This window comes from Actinomadura meridiana (assembly GCF_039537545.1).
Taxonomy (GTDB): domain Bacteria; phylum Actinomycetota; class Actinomycetes; order Streptosporangiales; family Streptosporangiaceae; genus Spirillospora; species Spirillospora meridiana.
On sequence record NZ_BAABAS010000003.1, the window covers coordinates 176,525 to 192,472 of the forward strand.

Here is a 15,948-nt window from a genome sequence, read left to right on the forward strand (position 1 = left end):
GCACGGTCAGCGCTGCCCCGTACGGGGGTTCCTGATCGTGCCGACGATGGCCATGATCTCGTCGGCGAGGCCGCGGGCGGCGTCCTCGTCGTCCATCAGCGAGATCTCCGACACGGCGCCCGCCATCGCGCCGGTCAGCACCATGACCAGGGCCTCGTCCACCCCGCCGTCGGCGGTGTGGAACAGCGCGGCGTTGCGGCGCGCCCACCGGCCGAGCCGCTCGCGCATGACGCGGTCGAAGCCGGGCGGACCGTCGCCGGAGATGAACAGCCGGGCGACGTCGCGTTCGGCGAGGCAGCCGTCCAGGTAGGCGCCCGCCCCGGCGATGAACTGCCGCATCGGGTCGGTCTCGCCCGCCTCCCGCACCGCGTTGATCGCCTTGCGGGTGCGCACCTGCTGCCCGGTCTGGAAGTCCTCGTACAGGGTGAGGTACAGGTCGGCCTTACCGCTGAAGTGGTGGTACAGGCTGCCGACGCTCGCGCCCGCCTTGGCGACGATGTCGGTCACCGCCGCCTGGGCGAAGCCCGACTCGCAGAAGACGTCCCGCGCCGCGGCCAGCAGCGCGCCGCGCGTGGCCGCCCCACGGTCGGAGGTGCGGGCCGGCGTGCCGGTGGCCCCCGCGTCCCCGTTACGGGCCACCCCGCCGGGCGGAACGTCAATGTGGCTGCTCATGACGCCTGAGATTACGCCGTTACCCGCTGTGTGAGCGAATGTGGGCATTCGCTGCTGGGGCAGCCGCCGCTTACGCGGCGACAGTCCCGGTCACCCACACCAGGTGTGGCGCCGGGTTCCTGCTTCACCGGCGGCCGCCCGGCCAGACCGGGACTCACGCCACCTCCACAGGCGTTTCGGCTCTCCGCCCCACTGGCGGCGAGGACGAGCAGATTACGGGCCGCGTTCACATCCCGGCCCACGACCAAACCACAACCCTCACACCGGTAGAGACGCTCGGACAGCGATAGGCTTGGCTTTCGCCGCCCACAACCCGAGCACGTCTTGGACGAGGGGAACCACCGGTCGGCGACCACCAGTTTCCCGGCGTTCCAGCCGGTCTTGTAGTCCAACATCCGCCGCGCCAGTTTCCGCAGACCCGCCCGCAACGCTTTCGGCCCGGCGACCTCGATCACCGCGCCTCGGTCATCGACGCCGGTCAGCAGCGTCCTGACACCCAGGTCGACGCCCACGGCACTGCCGGGCCGGGCGTGCCGTGTGGGAACAGCACGGTCAACCTGCACGGTGAAGGAGACATGCCAACGGTGCGCCGTCCGCGACACCGTCGCCGACAACACGCGCGCGGTGCCGCCCTCCAACCGCCGAGCGAGTTTGCGCGTCGACTCATGCGTGCCGATGGTGCCCAGGCGGGGCAGCGTGACAGTCCGGCCCGCACAGCGCATGGCACCGGTGGAGAACCGGAACGAGTCCCGACACCGGCCCCGCCTCTTGAACCGAGGAAACCCCAGGCGGCGCCCCTTACGCCGCCCATTACGGGACCGGACGAACTCCCGCAACGCCCGATCCAGATCCCGGAACGCCTCCTGATACACGCACTTGGAGTTCTCAGCCCACCAACCCAGCGCCGGATCGGTCTTCTTGGCCTGGTTCCACAACCGGTGCAGTTCGGTGCCCGACCACCATTTGCCCTCAGTCTGGTGACGAGTGATGCAGGCGGCCAGGGCCCAGTTCCACGCGAACCGCGCCGCACCCGCGTGCGACGCCAACGCCCGCCGCTGCGCGGGCGTCGGATTCAACGCGAACCGATACGCCTGAGTGACCCACACATCACCCACCGTAGCGTCTGGCGCTGACAGAGCCGGACCGCTCGCCAGCCCACTCACGGCCTGAGAGTTGGAACCCGTTTCATGGGGAAACATCCCTGCCTGAGCGACCGCGGGACACGGGAACGGGCCGGGCCGTGCTGGACGAGCCGGGACGGGGTGTCGCGGTTGGTCTGGTCCAATTTGTTGCTATGCGTCCCGTCCACGGAGAATCCGACCACTACCTGACATCACCCACAGCGAGGGGACCCGCGCCGTCATGACCGACGAGAACACCGTTTCTTCCCCGCTCACGACCGAGCCCGCGGCGCCGGACCGCAACCTGGCGATGGAGCTGGTCCGCGTGACCGAGGCGGCCGCCATGGCGGCGGCGCGCTGGGTCGGGCGCGGAGACAAGAACGGCGCCGACGGCGCCGCCGTGAACGCCATGCGCCAGCTGATCAACACCGTGTCCATGCGGGGCGTCGTCGTGATCGGCGAGGGCGAGAAGGACAACGCGCCCATGCTGTTCAACGGCGAGGAGGTCGGGGACGGCTCCGGCGCCGAATGCGACGTGGCCGTCGACCCCGTGGACGGAACGCGGCTGACCGCGCTCGGCATGAACAACGCGATCGCGGTGCTGTCGGTCGCGCCGCGCGGGTCGATGTTCGACCCGTCGGCGGTGTTCTACATGGAGAAGCTCGTGACGGGTCCGGAGGCCGCGGACGTCGTCGACATCGAGCGTCCGATCGCCGACAACATCCGCGCGATCGCCCGTGCGAAGGGGTCGTCGACGAACGACGTGACCGTCTGCATCCTGGACCGGCCCCGGCACGAGGGCATCGTGAAGGAGGTCCGGGAGGCGGGTGCGCGGATCAAGTTCATCCTGGACGGCGACGTGGCCGGGGCGATCATGGCGTCGCGTCCCAACACGGGCGTCGACCTGCTGCTCGGCATCGGCGGCACCCCGGAGGGGATCATCGCGGCGTGCGCGATCAAGGCGCTGGGCGGGGTGATCCAGGGCCGGTTGTGGCCGCAGGACGACGCGGAGCGGCGCAGGGCGGCCGACGCCGGTCACGAGCCGGGCAAGGTGCTGACGACGGACGACCTGGTGACCTCCGACGACGTGTTCTTCGCCGCGACCGGCATCACCGACGGCGAACTGGTCGACGGCGTCCGGTACGGCAAGGGCACGGCCGTCACGCACTCGCTGGTCATGCGGTCCCGCAGCGGCACGATCCGGACGATCTCCAGCGAGCATCAGCTCGGCAAGCTGCGCGCCTACAGCTCGATCAACTTCGACACGCCGGGGTAGCGCTCACCGGCCCAGGCGGCCGCGCAGGCGGGCGCGCAGCGTGCGCTTCGGTGCCCGGACGCGGACGGAGCCGAAGATCAGGGTGCCGCCGACCTCGATCGTGGGGCCGCCGGGGTCGGGACGGGCCCGCAGGTCGCGGGTGCTGAGGATGGTGCGCCCGGTGACGTCCACGCGGACGCCGTCGGGGACGAGCAGCCGGATCCGGCCGCCGAACACCAGGGACTCGACCACGATGTGGCGGCGTTGCAGGACGGCCTCGCGCAGGTCCAGCTCGACCGTGCCGAACAGGGCGAGGAGGGGCAGCTTCACCGGCACGACCCAGCGGCCGTCGCGGCGGGCGCGGCCGAAGAAGACCGACACCGGCCGGTCGTCCACCAGGATCGGCTGCGCCTCCTCGGGGCCGAGGTCGCCGGTGAGCCCGGTCAGTTCGCCCAGCGTGCGGGCGGCGTAGACGCGGGCGGTGCGGTCGGCGTGCTCGTCGGCGGTGAGGCGGCCGTCGGCGTACGCCTCGCCGAGGACGGCGGCGACGCGCTCCCGGTCGGCGTCGGACGCGCGCAGGTCGCGAAGGGGGACGTCCACACCATGAGGTTAACCGCAGGTGGTGGGGCACGTCGGAGGAAAACAACTGGGGTTTTGTCCAGGAATTTCCTTAATGTAGGGGGATGACCGTGCAACGAGCGCAGATCGCGGCTGCCCAGGACCGTTCCACCACGGCGGCGATCAGCCTTCGCGGCGTCGTGAAGCGCTTCGGCGACTTCACCGCCGTGAACGGGCTCGACCTGGAGGTCCCCACGGGCATCTGCCTGGGGCTGCTCGGCCCGAACGGCGCGGGCAAGTCGACCACCATGAAGATGCTCACCGCGCAGGCCATCGCCACCGAGGGCAGCATCGAGGTGCTGGGGTTCAGCGTCCCGCGCGAGTCCAAGCGCGCGCGGGCCGCGATGGGCGTCGTCCCGCAGCAGGACAACCTCGACGAGGAGCTGACCGCCCGCGAGAACCTGGAGGTGTTCGCGCACCTGTACCGGGTGCCGCGCGAGGAGCGGCGCAAGGCGGTCGACGACGCGCTCGCCATCGCGCACCTGACCGAGCGGCAGTTCACCAAGGTGGACGACCTGTCCGGCGGCATGCGGCGGCGGCTGCTGATCGCCCGGGGGCTGGTGCACCGTCCCGCCCTCGTCCTGCTGGACGAGCCGACCGTGGGCCTCGACCCGCAGGTCCGCGCGGAGCTGTGGGGCCTGATCGACGGGCTGCGCGCCGAGGGCACGACCGTGCTGATGTCCACGCACTACATCGAGGAGGCCGAGCGGCTGGCCGACGAGTGCGCGCTGATGTCGCACGGCCGCGTCATCGCCCGGGGCTCGCCCTCGGAGCTGGTGGCCGAGTACGCGGGCGAACGGGTCGTCGAGCACTACGGGCCGCCCGACCGGCTGGCGGACGTGGAGCGGATCGCCAGGGCCGCCGGGCTGCCGACCCGCCGCACCGGCCCGTCCGTGTCGGTGCTGAAGGCCGAGACCATCCCGCCCTCCCTGGAGGAGGAGCTGGGGCCGGACGGCGTCCGCCGCGCCGCCAACCTTGAAGACGTGTTCGTGATCTTGACCGGGGAGCGCGTGGAATGAGCGGAGCGAACCGGGGGGCGCGGGGGGCCGTCCTCCCGCAGGAAGCAGGAATGAGTGTGGTGGAGCGGGCGCCTCGATTGCGGCGGTTCGAGTGGGCGCCGGTGCGGGGCATCTGGCGGCACGAGGTGGCCCTGTACAAGCGGTACTGGAAGTCGCAGTCGTTCGCCTCGATGGTGGAGCCGACGTTCTTCCTGCTCGCGTTCGGCTACGGGTTCGGCTCGATGGTCGCGGTGATCGGCGACTACCGGTACCTGGACTTCGTCGCGACGGGCGTCGTCGGCACGGCGGCGCTGTTCACGTCGGCGTTCCCGGGCATGTTCAACGCCTACATCAGGCGCGTCTTCCAGCACAGTTACGACGGGATGCTCGCGGCGCCGGTGGACGTCCACGAACTGGTGACGGGCGAGGCGCTGTGGATCGCGGCCAAGTCGGCGGTGTACTCGTGCACCCCGATCGTGGTGGGCATGTTCTTCGGCCTCGACCCGGCGTTCGGGATGCTGCTGGTGCCGTTCGTGACGTTCTTCACCGCGCTCGGCTTCGGTCTGTTCGGGATGTGGACGTCCTCGGTCGTCCCGTCGATCAACTCGTTCGACTACGTGATCACCGGGGTGATCACGCCGCTGTTCCTGATCGCCGGGACGTTCTTCCCCATCGAGTCACTGCCCGGATGGGCGCAGAAGGTGTCGTACCTGAACCCGCTCTACCACTGCGTCGAGCTGGTCAGGGACGCGGTCTTCGGCCTGGACCCGCTGGCCGACCTCGGACACCTCGCCGGGCTCATCGTGTTCGCGGCGCTGATGTGGCTCATCGCCGTCCGGGGCATGCGCAAGCGCCTCATCGCCTGAGAACACGCCGCCTGAGAACGCACCGCCTGAGCCTGAAGGCGGGGGTACGGGGCGTCAGGTGTTCTCCAGGGCGCGGACGGCGCGGTCGCCCTCGGCCAGGGCCTCTTCCGGGGTCAGGTCGCGCAGGGCGCGGCTCAGCGCCACCTCGGCGGCGTCGGCCGCGGCCCGCAGGGTCACGGCGTGCTCCTGCGCCCGGTCGAGGTCGCCCAGGCCGACGCAGTCGAAGGCGACCTGTGCGTCGTGGCCCGCCATCTTGAGCTGCCGCGCGGCCTCTTCCAGACTCATGAGTCACTCCTTCATCGGGGATAGTCGTCCTACCCCTCGGACCCATTGGTAACCGCTTGACCCAACAGTCGGGCCGCCTTGACCAGGCGCGCCTCGGGAAGTTTCGCGTAGCCGAGGACGAGCGCGGGCGTGGCGTGACGTGCGCGTCCGAGCGACCACATGGGGCGGGCGCCCGCCACGGACACGCCCTGGCGGGCGGCGCGTGTCACGACCTCGTCCTCGTCGCATCCGGGTGGAAGCTCCACGTAGAGATGGATTCCCGCTGAGACGCCGCGAACCGTGGCGCCGGGCAGGTGGACGTCCAGCGCCTCGGCCAGCGCGTCCCGCCGGGCCCGGTAGCGCCGCCGCATGGTGCGCAGATGCCGGTCGTACCCGCCGCTGCGCAGGTACTCGGCGAGGGCGTACTGCTCCAGGACGGGCGCGCCGAGGTCGGTGGCGCCGCGGTGCTCGCGCAGCCGCCCGGCCAGGGACGGCGGCGCCACCGCCCAGCCGAGCCGCAGCGCGGGAGCCAGGGACTTGCTGACCGAGCCGAACAGGACGACGCGGTCGGGATCGACGCCCTGGAGGCAGCCGACGGGCTCGCGGTCATAGCGGAACTCGGCGTCGTAGTCGTCCTCCAGGATCAGCCCGTCGACGTCCCGCGCCCACGCGATCAGCTGGCCGCGCCGGGCCGGGGACAGCACGACGCCGGTCGGATACTGGTGCGCGGGCGTGACCAGGACGGCCCGCGCCCCGGTGCGGGCGAGGGCGGCGACGTCCAGGCCGTCACGGTCCACGGGGACGCGGGCGATGCGCAGGCCCGAGGCGTCCATCATCGGGATCTGCCGGACGCTGGTCGGGTCCTCGACGGCGAGGGCCGGATGCCCGTCCGCGCGCAGCAGTTGGAGCAGCGCGGACAGCCCGTGCGCCACCCCGTTCATGATCACGACGCGGTCGGCGTCGGCGTGGGCGGCGCGGACCCGGCCGAGGTATCCGGCCAGTTCGGCGCGCAGTTCCGGGACGCCGCCGGGGTCGGGGTAGGCGAGCGCGTCGTGCGGCAGCGTGCGCAGCGCGGCGCGGGCGGCGCCGATCCACCGTTCGCGCGGGAAGGCCGACAGATCGGGTCTGCCGGGCCACAGGTCGTACGGGAGCGCGGGTTCCGCAGGGGTCTCGCGGGACGGCGGCGAGACCTCGCGCGGCGCCTGCTTCGGCGCACCGGTCGCCCGTCCGTCGGGACGGGCCAGCGGGGCGATGCGGGTACCGTCGCCGCGCCGCGCGACCAGGAACCCCTCGGCGGTCAGCTGCTCATAGGCGGCCACGACGACGCCCCGGGAGACGTCCAGGTCGCGGGCCAGGTCACGGCTGGACGGCAGGCGGGTCCCGGCGGTCAGCCGTCCTGCGCGCACGGCCGCGCGGAACCCGGCCGCGATCTGCGCCGCGAGCCGTCCGGCGCCCCGGTCGAGCGGAAGATGAAGGTCGGTCACATGACTCTCAGCGTCAAGAGGAAGTAGGAACGTCACGCGGGTGACATTGGACCATTCTCCCTGCTGGTCATTGGCTCTGTTGAGAGGGCCAAGCGGGCTTCTACCGTTCCAGGCATGAACTCCTTCCACAGGCGCGGCATGGTGGGCGCCGGGTCCGCGATGTTCCTGGTCGGGACGCTGACCGCCGTGTCCGCGACCATCGCCGACTACCCCGTCCTCGGCGGCCAGGCGGTGCGGTACGCGGTCGCGGCCGTGATCCTTCAGGCCGTGGTGCGCCTCACCGGCGCCCGCCGCCAGGGTTCGGTGCGCCGTCCGGCACTGCGGGACTGGCTGCTGCTCGCGGCGCTGGCGTCGACGGGCCTGGTCGCGTTCAACGTCTGCGTCGTCGAGGCCACCCGGGACACGAGCCCCGCCACGATCGGCACGGTGATCGCGACGGTCCCGATCATCCTGGCGCTGGTCGGCCCGCTGCTGGAGGGACGGCGTCCGGCGCCCGCGCTCGTCGTGTCGGCGTGCGTGGTCGCGGCCGGGGCGGCCCTCGCCAACGGGCTCGGCGGCGGCAGCGCGCGCGGGCTGCTGTTCTCGCTGGGCGCGCTGGGGGGCGAGGTGTGCTTCTCGCTGCTGGCCGTCCCGCTGCTGCCCCGGCTCGGCGCGCTGCGGGTCTCGGCCCACTCCGCCACCCTCGCCGTGCCGATGCTGCTGGCCGTCGGCGTCGTCCGGGACGGGACGGCGGTCCTGCGCACCCCCACGTCCGCCGAACTGGCGGGCTTCGCGTACCTGTCGGTGATCGTGACCACGGTCGCGTTCCTGCTCTGGTACGGCGCGATCGGACGCCTCGGAGCCGACCGCGCCGGGCTGTTCGCGGGGCTGATCCCGATCAGCGCGGTGATCACGACGGTGGCGCTCGGCGTGGACCGTCCCGGCGCCGCCGACCTGACCGGCGCCGCCCTGGTCGCCGCGGGCGTGGCCGTCGGGCTGCGCGCCCGGACCGCCCCACGCGAACCCGCCGCCATCGAACCCGTCGCCATCGAGCCCGCCCCCCGCGAGTCCGTCGTCCACGAGGTCGTAACCTGTGAATCCGTCCCCTTCGAACACGCGCGAGGATCTTGCTGAGATGTCTGAGTTCTCCTACTCCGATCTGCTGCCGCTCGGCCCGGACGACACCGACTACCGGCTCCTCACCGCGGACGGCGTCTCCACCTTCGAGGCGAACGGGCGGACGTTCCTCCAGGTCGAGCCGGAGGCCCTGCGGCTGCTCACCGAGACGGCGATGCGCGACATCTCGCACCTGCTGCGTCCGGCGCACCTGGCGCAGCTCCGCCGGATCCTGGACGACCCCGAGGCGTCCCCCAACGACCGGTTCGTCGCGCTGGACCTGCTGAAGAACGCCGGGATCTCGTCCGGCGGCGTCCTGCCCATGTGCCAGGACACCGGCACCGCGATCGTGATGGGCAAGCGCGGCCAGCACGTCCTGACCGACGGGAACGACGAGGAGCACATCTCGCGCGGCGTGTACGACGCCTACACGAAGCTGAACCTGCGCTACTCGCAGATGGCTCCGGTGACGATGTGGGACGAGAAGAACACCGGCAGCAACCTCCCCGCGCAGATCGAGTTGTACGCGGCGCCCGGCGATGCGTACAAGTTCCTGTTCATGGCCAAGGGCGGCGGCAGCGCGAACAAGTCGTTCCTGTACCAGGAGACCAAGGCCGTCCTGAACCCGAAGCGGATGATGACCTTCCTGGAGGAGAAGATCCGCTCGCTCGGCACGGCGGCGTGCCCGCCGTACCACCTGGCGATCGTGGTGGGCGGGACGTCGGCCGAGTACGCGCTGAAGACGGCCAAGTACGCGTCCGCCCACTACCTGGACACCCTGCCGACCGACGGCTCACCGGTCGGGCGCGGCTTCCGCGACCTGGAACTGGAGCTCCAGGTGTTCGAGCTGACGCAGAAGCTCGGAATCGGCGCGCAGTTCGGCGGCAAGTACTTCTGCCACGACGTGCGGGTGATCCGGCTGCCCCGGCACGGCGCGTCCTGCCCGGTGGCGATCGCGGTGTCGTGCAGCGCCGACCGGCAGGCCCTCGCCAAGATCACCGCCGAGGGCGTGTTCCTGGAGCGCCTGGAGACCGACCCCGCCCAGTACCTGCCCGAGACGACCGACGAGCACCTTGACGACGCCGTGGTCCAGGCCGGGGCGGGCGGCGGGAGTGCGATCAACATCGACCTGAACCGGCCAATGGACGAGATCCGCGCCGAGCTGACCCGATACCCCGTGAAGACGCGGCTGTCCCTGACCGGGCCGCTGGTCGTGGCCCGCGACATCGCGCACGCCAAGATCAAGGAGCGGCTGGACGCGGGCGAGCCCATGCCGCAGTACCTGCGTGACCACGCCGTCTACTACGCGGGCCCGGCCAAGACGCCCGAGGGCTACGCCTCCGGCTCGTTCGGCCCGACCACGGCCGGACGGATGGACTCCTACGTCGAGCAGTTCCAGGCGGCGGGCGGCTCGCTCGTCATGCTGGCCAAGGGGAACAGGTCCAAGCAGGTCACGGACGCCTGCGAGGAGCACGGCGGGTTCTATCTCGGCTCGATCGGCGGCCCCGCCGCGCGCCTCGCCCAGGACTGCATCAAGAAGGTGGAGGTGCTGGAATACGCCGAGCTCGGGATGGAGGCCGTCTGGAAGATCGAGGTCGAGGACTTCCCCGCGTTCATCGTGGTGGACGACAAGGGCGAGGACTTCTTCGCCGACACGACCGGGCCCGTCCTGACCATCGGAAGGCGCTGATCCCCTTTCCGGCTCGCCCCATTCTGGGGGTTTCTTCCCAGTAGGTCACATTGCCGACCCGGAATCCACATTGGTGCTGCCGTCTCCCGGATGGCCGCCCGGCCACTCCGGTATCTTTTGCGCCATGTCACAGTCCGAGCGCTTCGTTCTAGCGACGCGCTACCGGCTGATCTCGGAGATAGGTCAGGGTGCCAACGGCACCGTGTGGCGGGGCCACGACGAGCTCCTGGATCGCTCCGTCGCGATCAAGGAACTCCGGCTCCCCGTCAACATCTCCGAAGACGACCGGGTGGTCTTCTACCGCCGCACCCTCAGGGAGGCGCGCGCGCCCGCACAGCTGCGCACGCACTCCATCGTCGAGGTGTACGACGTGGTCATCGAACAGGGTCGGCCCTGGATCGTGATGGAGATGATCGAGGCGCCCAGCCTCGAACAGCTCATCGAACGCTCGGGTCCGCTGCCGCCCGAACGCGTCGCGCACATCGGCCGCGCCCTGCTGGACGCGCTCAACACCGCCCACAAGGCCGGGATCGTGCACCGCGACCTCAAGCCGAGCAACGTGATCCTGGACGGCGACCGCGTCGTCCTCACCGACTTCGGCCTGGCGTACTCCACCGGCTCGGCCAGCCTGACCAAGACGGGCCACTTCATGGGTTCGCCCGCGTACGTGGCGCCCGAGGTGGCCGCGGGGGAACGCGCCACACCGCGCTCCGACCTGTGGTCGCTGGGCGCGACGCTGTTCGCCGCCGTGGAGGGCCATCCGCCGTTCGAACGCGACAACGTCATGGCCACGCTGAGCGCGCTGGCGAACGAGTCGACCCCGGCGCCGCAGCACGCGGGCCCGCTCACCTCCGTGATCACCGGGCTGCTGGAGAAGAACCCGACCCGGCGCCTCACCCACGCCCGCGCGGTCGACCGGTTGGAGCGCGCCGTCGCCGGGCCCCGGTCCGGGCGCCGCGGGCAGACGCACCGCCACCGGGTGACGGTCGTGATCGGGCTGATCTGCGCGACCGTGGCGGCCTGCGGGATCGGCGCGACCGCGCTCATCGTCGGCATGACGCGGGAGACCCCCGGGTCCGCGGGCGCGTCGGCGACCCAGCCGACCGGCGGCACGGCGGACGGCGCGGTGCCGGACGACGCCGGGTCCAGCATCCTGATCGTCCGGGCCCGCAACGACGCCTGCCGGCTGTTCGTGTCGGTGCCCGGCCCCGGCGGGTCGGTGCTCACCAACGAGACCCTGCACAAGGGCGAGCAGCGCCGCTACGACTGGCCCCGGCTCAACGCGGTCGTGTACGACACGTCCGCGTGCGACGTCTGGGTGAACGGCGTCCAGGAGGCCACCGGCGTCCCCGGCGAACGCAAGAGCTACACGCTGACGAAAGAGTGAGTCGCCCCACTCCGGGAATTTGGACGCCACCCGTCCGGCTGCCATGAAGGCCGGGTATTCGAACGGGAGGCTGGCATGAGCGACCAGGAGTTCCGGGTGGAGCACGACTCGATGGGCGAGGTCCGCGTACCCGCGTCCGCGAAGTGGCGGGCGCAGACGCAGCGCGCCGTGGAGAACTTCCCCATCTCCGGGCGGCCGCTGGAGCCCGCGCACATCGCCGCCCTCGGCCAGATCAAGGCCGCCGCGGCGACGGTGAACGCCGAACTCGGGGTGCTCGACGAGGACGTGGCCCGCGCCATCGCCGACGCCGCCCGCGAGGTCGCGGACGGGAAATGGGACGACCAGTTCCCCATCGACGTCTTCCAGACCGGGTCCGGAACGTCGTCCAACATGAACGCCAACGAGGTCGTGGCGACGCTGGCGGAGGAGCGGCTCGGACGTCCCGTCCATCCGAACGACCATGTGAACGCCTCTCAGTCGTCGAACGACGTGTTCCCGTCGTCCATCCACATCGCGGCCACCGGCGCCGTCCTGACCGACCTGATCCCCGCCCTGCGCCATCTGCGGGACGCGCTCGACCGCAAGGCCAGCGAGTTCCGGACGGTCGTGAAGTCGGGCCGCACCCACCTGATGGACGCGACGCCCGTGACGCTCGGCCAGGAGTTCGGCGGCTACGCGGCGCAGGTCGCACACGGCGTGGAGCGGCTGGAGGCCGTCCTCCCCCGGCTGGCGGAGCTGCCGCTCGGCGGCACCGCGGTCGGCACCGGCATCAACACCCCGGACGGCTTCGGCGGCCGCGTCATCGCGGAGATCGCGCGGGTCACCGGGCTGCCGCTGACGGAGGCCCGCGACCACTTCGAGGCGCAGGGCGCCCGGGACGGCCTGGTGGAGGCGAGCGGCGCGCTGCGCACCGTCGCGGTCAGCCTCACCAAGATCGCCAACGATCTGCGCTGGATGGGGTCGGGCCCGCGCGCCGGGCTCGCCGAGATCCGGCTGCCCGACCTCCAGCCCGGCTCGTCGATCATGCCGGGAAAGGTGAACCCGGTGATCCCGGAGGCGGTGACGCAGGTCGCCGCGCAGGTCATCGGGAACGACGCGGCGGTCGCGTTCGGCGGCGCGTCCGGCAGCTTCGAGCTGAACGTGATGCTGCCGATGCTGGCCCGCAACGTCCTGGAGTCGACAAAGCTGCTGGCGAACGTGTCGCGGCTGCTCGCCGACCGCTGCGTCGACGGCATCGAGGCCGACGTGAACCGGCTCCGCGAGTACGCCGAGTCGTCACCGTCGATCGTGACGCCGCTCAACCGCTACATCGGGTACGAGGAGGCCGCGAAGGTCGCCAAGCAGGCGCTGCGCGAGCGCCGGACGATCCGCGAGGTCGTCCTGGAACGCGGCTACGTCGAGGACGGGAAGCTCACCGTCGAACAGCTCGACGCGGCGCTGGACGTGCTGGGCATGACGGGCACGTCCCAGGAGCCACGCTGAGCGCCTGGGACGCGACGGGACGGATCAGTACCAGCCCGCCGACTGGAAGTGCGACCAGCCGCCGCACGGCGTCTTGTAGCGGTTCTTGATGTAGCCGAGGCCCCACTTGATCTGCGTGGTGGCGTTGTTCTGCCAGTCAGGACCGGCGGTCGACATCTTGGAGCCCGGCTTGGCCTGCGGGATGCCGTACGCGCCGGACGGGTTGGCGGCGTGGGTGTTCCAGCCGCTCTCCCTGTCCCACAGCTTCACCAGGCAGCCGAACTGACCGTCGCCGCTGAACCCGAAGCTCGGCAGCAGCTTCTTGGCGATCTCCTGCGCCTCGCCCTTCGGCACGGGGTCGCCCATCGGGCCGCCGCCGCCACCGCCGCCGTCCTCGTCGGGCTTCTTGGTGGGGAGCGGCTTGCCCTTCGGCAGCAGGGACGGGCCCTCGCCGTCGTCCGCGCGGGTCGCGCGGGAGGCGCGGTCCAGCGCGAGCTGGCGGCGCTGCTGCTCCAGGACCTTCGGGTCGACCTTCGGCGCCGCGTCGGCGAGCTGCCGGGTGGGCTTGACGGTCGCCTCGTCGGAACCGGAGCCGGAGTCGCCGGTCAGCGCGAACGCGGCGACGGCGCCGCCGCCGATCGCCACGACGGCGCCCGCGGCCACGGCCGCGATGCGCATGCCGGTGCGCTTGCCCGCGCCGTTACCGGAACCGCGCCGGTGAGGCCGGGAGTCGATCTCGTCGGACGGCTCCGTGCCGGGCACGCCGGTGCGCAGCGGCTCAGGCGGCGTGGTCTCGAAACCGGCCGCCTGGAAGCCGAGAGTGTCACCGGCGGGGGCTCCGCCCTGGGGACGGGCGGTGCCCGCGACCTTCACGTCGTCCTCGTGCGGCGCGGACGGCGGCACGGCGAACGCGCCGGTGGCCTGGAGCGGGATCTCGGGGGACGGGGGTTCCTCCGGCGCCCGCACCTGCTCGGCAGGGGCGGGCGGCCAGGGGGACGGGGACGTGGGGGGCGTCCGGGGGTCGAAGTTCTGTCGATCGTCTCGCCTAGGGGACCCGGGACGGTCTCCGTACAAGGCGGTCCTTCCGACGGTCGCACGCGCATGGACGCGCGCACGAACTGTTTCCACCCCTGGCCCGTCCGGCCGCCCTCAAGGTCGGCGGCCCCGGACCCGGGTCGGCGCCGTGCCCGTCGCGCGATGGGGGACGCGCTCCGCTCCGGCACCGCTCGGGGGTGCTTACGGGGAGACACAATGCCCGAGGCCGAGGGATGCTCCGCAACCGAAACGAGACGAAAGCTGCGGCCGGGACGGTTGTCAACTCCCCGGGCGAACCGCCGAAACCGCAAGGGGACCAGGGGATCTCGACCCCTGGGGCCCCTCATGTGACCTTCATCACAACTCCACCGTACGGGGCTTTTTGATCACGTTCCGTGGAGGTTTTGGGCACGCCTGGTGATCGTTGAATCAGGCGCTGACCCCGGCGGCCCGCCCGGACGGGCCGCCGGGGACGTCCGGCCCGTCAGCCGACGACGTCGCCGAGCAGGTCGGTGACCAGGGCGGCGATCGGCGACCGTTCCGACCGCGTCAGCGTCACGTGCGCGAACAACGGATGGCCCTTGAGCTTCTCCACCACCGCCGCGACGCCGTCGTGCCGTCCGACGCGCAGGTTGTCGCGCTGCGCCACGTCGTGGGTGAGGACGACCCGCGACCCGGCGCCGATCCGCGACAGCACGGTCAGCAGGACGCCGCGCTCCAGCGACTGCGCCTCGTCCACGATCACGAAGGCGTCGTGCAGCGACCGGCCCCGGATGTGGGTGAGGGGCAGGACCTCCAACATGTCACGGTCCACGACCTCCTCGATGACGTCGGGCGTCGTCAACGCCGAGAGAGTGTCGTAGACGGCCTGCGCCCACGGCGACATCTTCTCGTTCTCCGAGCCGGGCAGGTAGCCGAGTTCCTGGCCGCCGACCGCGTACAGGGGACGGAACACGACGACCTTGCGGTGCCGTCCGCGCTCCATCACCTGCTCAAGGCCCGCGCACAGGGCGAGCGCCGACTTGCCGGTGCCCGCCCGGCCGCCGAGCGAGACGATGCCGACGTCCTCGTCCATCAGCAGGTCGAGGGCGATCCGCTGCTCCGCCGACCGGCCGCGCAGCCCGAACACCTCCCGGTCGCCGCGCACCAGCCGCACGGACTTGTCGGGCTGCGTCCGGCCGAGGGCCGAGCCGCGCTCGGACAGCAGCCGCAGCCCGGTGTGGCACGGCAGGTCGCGGGCCTCCTCGATCTCGGCGGTCCCCGACTCGTAGAGGTCCTCGATGTCCCCGCCGGTCACCTCCAGCTCGCGCATCCCCGTCCAGCCGGACTCGACGACGGCGAGTTCGGCGCGGTACTCCTCGGCGGTGAGGCCGACCGCGGCCGCCTTGACCCGCATCGGCAGGTCCTTGGAGACCAGGACGACGTCGCGGCCCTCCTTGGCCAGCCACGCCGCGACCGACAGGATGCGGGTGTCGTTGTCGCCGAGCCGGAACCCGTCCGGCAGGACGCTCGGATCCGAGTGGTTCAGCTCGACCCGGAGCGTCCCGCCCTGATCACCGACCTGGCCCCCGGCCAGGTCACCGCCCTGTTCACCGGCCTGGTCACCTGCCTGATCACCGACTTGCGCACCGGCTTGTTCACCGGCCTGTTCACCGAGGGGCCCTCCGGTCGAGACGGACGCGACCGAGACGGGCTCGTCGAGCCGTCCGTGCCGCAGACGCAGGTCGTCCAGCAGGCGCAGGGCCTGCCGGGCGAAGTATCCGAGCTCTGGGTGATGCCGCTTGGCCTCCAGCTCGGAGATGACGACGATGGGGAGTACGACCTCGTGCTCGGCGAACCGGGTCAGCGCCCCCGGGTCGGCGAGCAGGACGCTGGTGTCGAGGACGTACGTGCGCCGATCCTGGACCACCGTCCCAGGAGTGTTCCCGGACATGCCGGGACGGCGCGCGGAGGTTGTGGCCACTCGATCTCCCTGATCATGGGGGACGTACCGGTGGCGCGT

General features: G+C 71.6%; 14 protein-coding genes. 7 read left to right on the forward strand and 7 right to left on the reverse strand.

What is annotated here, in order from left to right:
- Positions 1–6: 6 nt before the first annotated feature.
- Together ABD808_RS02340 and ABD808_RS02345 are read right to left on the reverse strand one after the other, a co-directional pair.
- Positions 7–672, reverse strand: coding sequence for a TetR/AcrR family transcriptional regulator (locus ABD808_RS02340; RefSeq protein WP_344888841.1), 666 nt, complete (start codon positions 670–672; stop codon positions 7–9).
- 11 nt (positions 673–683) lie between these two features.
- Positions 684–1,778, reverse strand: coding sequence for an RNA-guided endonuclease TnpB family protein (locus ABD808_RS02345; protein ID WP_344888844.1), 1,095 nt, complete (start codon positions 1,776–1,778; stop codon positions 684–686).
- A gap of 256 nt (positions 1,779–2,034) precedes the next feature.
- Between ABD808_RS02345 and glpX the strand changes: the two genes are divergently transcribed.
- Entirely contained in the window at positions 2,035–3,069 is a 1,035-nt protein-coding gene (gene glpX, locus ABD808_RS02350) for a class II fructose-bisphosphatase (protein WP_344888847.1), read from the forward strand.
- A 3-nt stretch (positions 3,070–3,072) separates the two neighbouring features.
- Here glpX and ABD808_RS02355 read toward each other — a convergent pair whose 3' ends face one another.
- Entirely contained in the window at positions 3,073–3,648 is a 576-nt protein-coding gene (locus ABD808_RS02355) for a DUF1707 SHOCT-like domain-containing protein (protein WP_344888850.1), read from the reverse strand.
- A gap of 83 nt (positions 3,649–3,731) precedes the next feature.
- Here ABD808_RS02355 and ABD808_RS02360 point away from each other — a divergent pair, with 83 nt between their 5' ends.
- Both ABD808_RS02360 and ABD808_RS02365 read left to right on the forward strand, forming a co-directional pair.
- Positions 3,732–4,685, forward strand: coding sequence for an ABC transporter ATP-binding protein (locus ABD808_RS02360; protein ID WP_344888853.1), 954 nt, complete (start codon positions 3,732–3,734; stop codon positions 4,683–4,685).
- A 50-nt stretch (positions 4,686–4,735) separates the two neighbouring features.
- Positions 4,736–5,530, forward strand: coding sequence for an ABC transporter permease (locus ABD808_RS02365; RefSeq protein WP_344888856.1), 795 nt, complete (start codon positions 4,736–4,738; stop codon positions 5,528–5,530).
- Between the two features lie 54 nt (positions 5,531–5,584).
- Here ABD808_RS02365 and ABD808_RS02370 read toward each other — a convergent pair whose 3' ends face one another.
- Together ABD808_RS02370 and pdxR are read right to left on the reverse strand one after the other, a co-directional pair.
- A complete protein-coding gene (locus tag ABD808_RS02370; protein ID WP_344888859.1) occupies positions 5,585–5,815 on the reverse strand; it encodes a hypothetical protein in 231 nt (76 codons plus the stop codon).
- A gap of 29 nt (positions 5,816–5,844) precedes the next feature.
- Positions 5,845–7,278 (reverse strand): MocR-like pyridoxine biosynthesis transcription factor PdxR, encoded by a 1,434-nt coding sequence (pdxR, locus tag ABD808_RS02375; protein WP_344888862.1) that lies wholly within the window; start codon positions 7,276–7,278, stop codon positions 5,845–5,847.
- 114 nt (positions 7,279–7,392) lie between these two features.
- Between pdxR and ABD808_RS02380 the strand changes: the two genes are divergently transcribed.
- From ABD808_RS02380 to ABD808_RS02395, 4 genes are all read left to right on the forward strand, one after another.
- Entirely contained in the window at positions 7,393–8,391 is a 999-nt protein-coding gene (locus tag ABD808_RS02380; RefSeq protein ID WP_344888865.1) for a DMT family transporter, read from the forward strand.
- A 1-nt stretch (position 8,392) separates the two neighbouring features.
- Positions 8,393–10,063 (forward strand): fumarate hydratase, encoded by a 1,671-nt coding sequence (locus ABD808_RS02385; RefSeq protein WP_344888868.1) that lies wholly within the window; start codon positions 8,393–8,395, stop codon positions 10,061–10,063.
- Between the two features lie 124 nt (positions 10,064–10,187).
- Positions 10,188–11,450 (forward strand): serine/threonine-protein kinase, encoded by a 1,263-nt coding sequence (locus tag ABD808_RS02390; protein WP_344888871.1) that lies wholly within the window; start codon positions 10,188–10,190, stop codon positions 11,448–11,450.
- A 75-nt stretch (positions 11,451–11,525) separates the two neighbouring features.
- Entirely contained in the window at positions 11,526–12,932 is a 1,407-nt protein-coding gene (locus ABD808_RS02395) for a class II fumarate hydratase (RefSeq protein WP_344888874.1), read from the forward strand.
- 24 nt (positions 12,933–12,956) lie between these two features.
- On the opposite strand, the gene ABD808_RS02400 is transcribed toward ABD808_RS02395, so the two are convergent.
- Both ABD808_RS02400 and ABD808_RS02405 read right to left on the reverse strand, forming a co-directional pair.
- Positions 12,957–13,877 carry an aggregation-promoting factor C-terminal-like domain-containing protein gene (locus tag ABD808_RS02400; protein ID WP_344888877.1) on the reverse strand — a complete coding sequence of 307 codons (921 nt, stop codon included), beginning with the start codon at positions 13,875–13,877 and terminating at the stop codon, positions 12,957–12,959.
- A gap of 553 nt (positions 13,878–14,430) precedes the next feature.
- On the reverse strand, positions 14,431–15,909 hold the full coding sequence (locus ABD808_RS02405) for a PhoH family protein (protein WP_425548874.1): 1,479 nt from the start codon (positions 15,907–15,909) through the stop codon (positions 14,431–14,433).
- Positions 15,910–15,948: the final 39 nt, after the last annotated feature.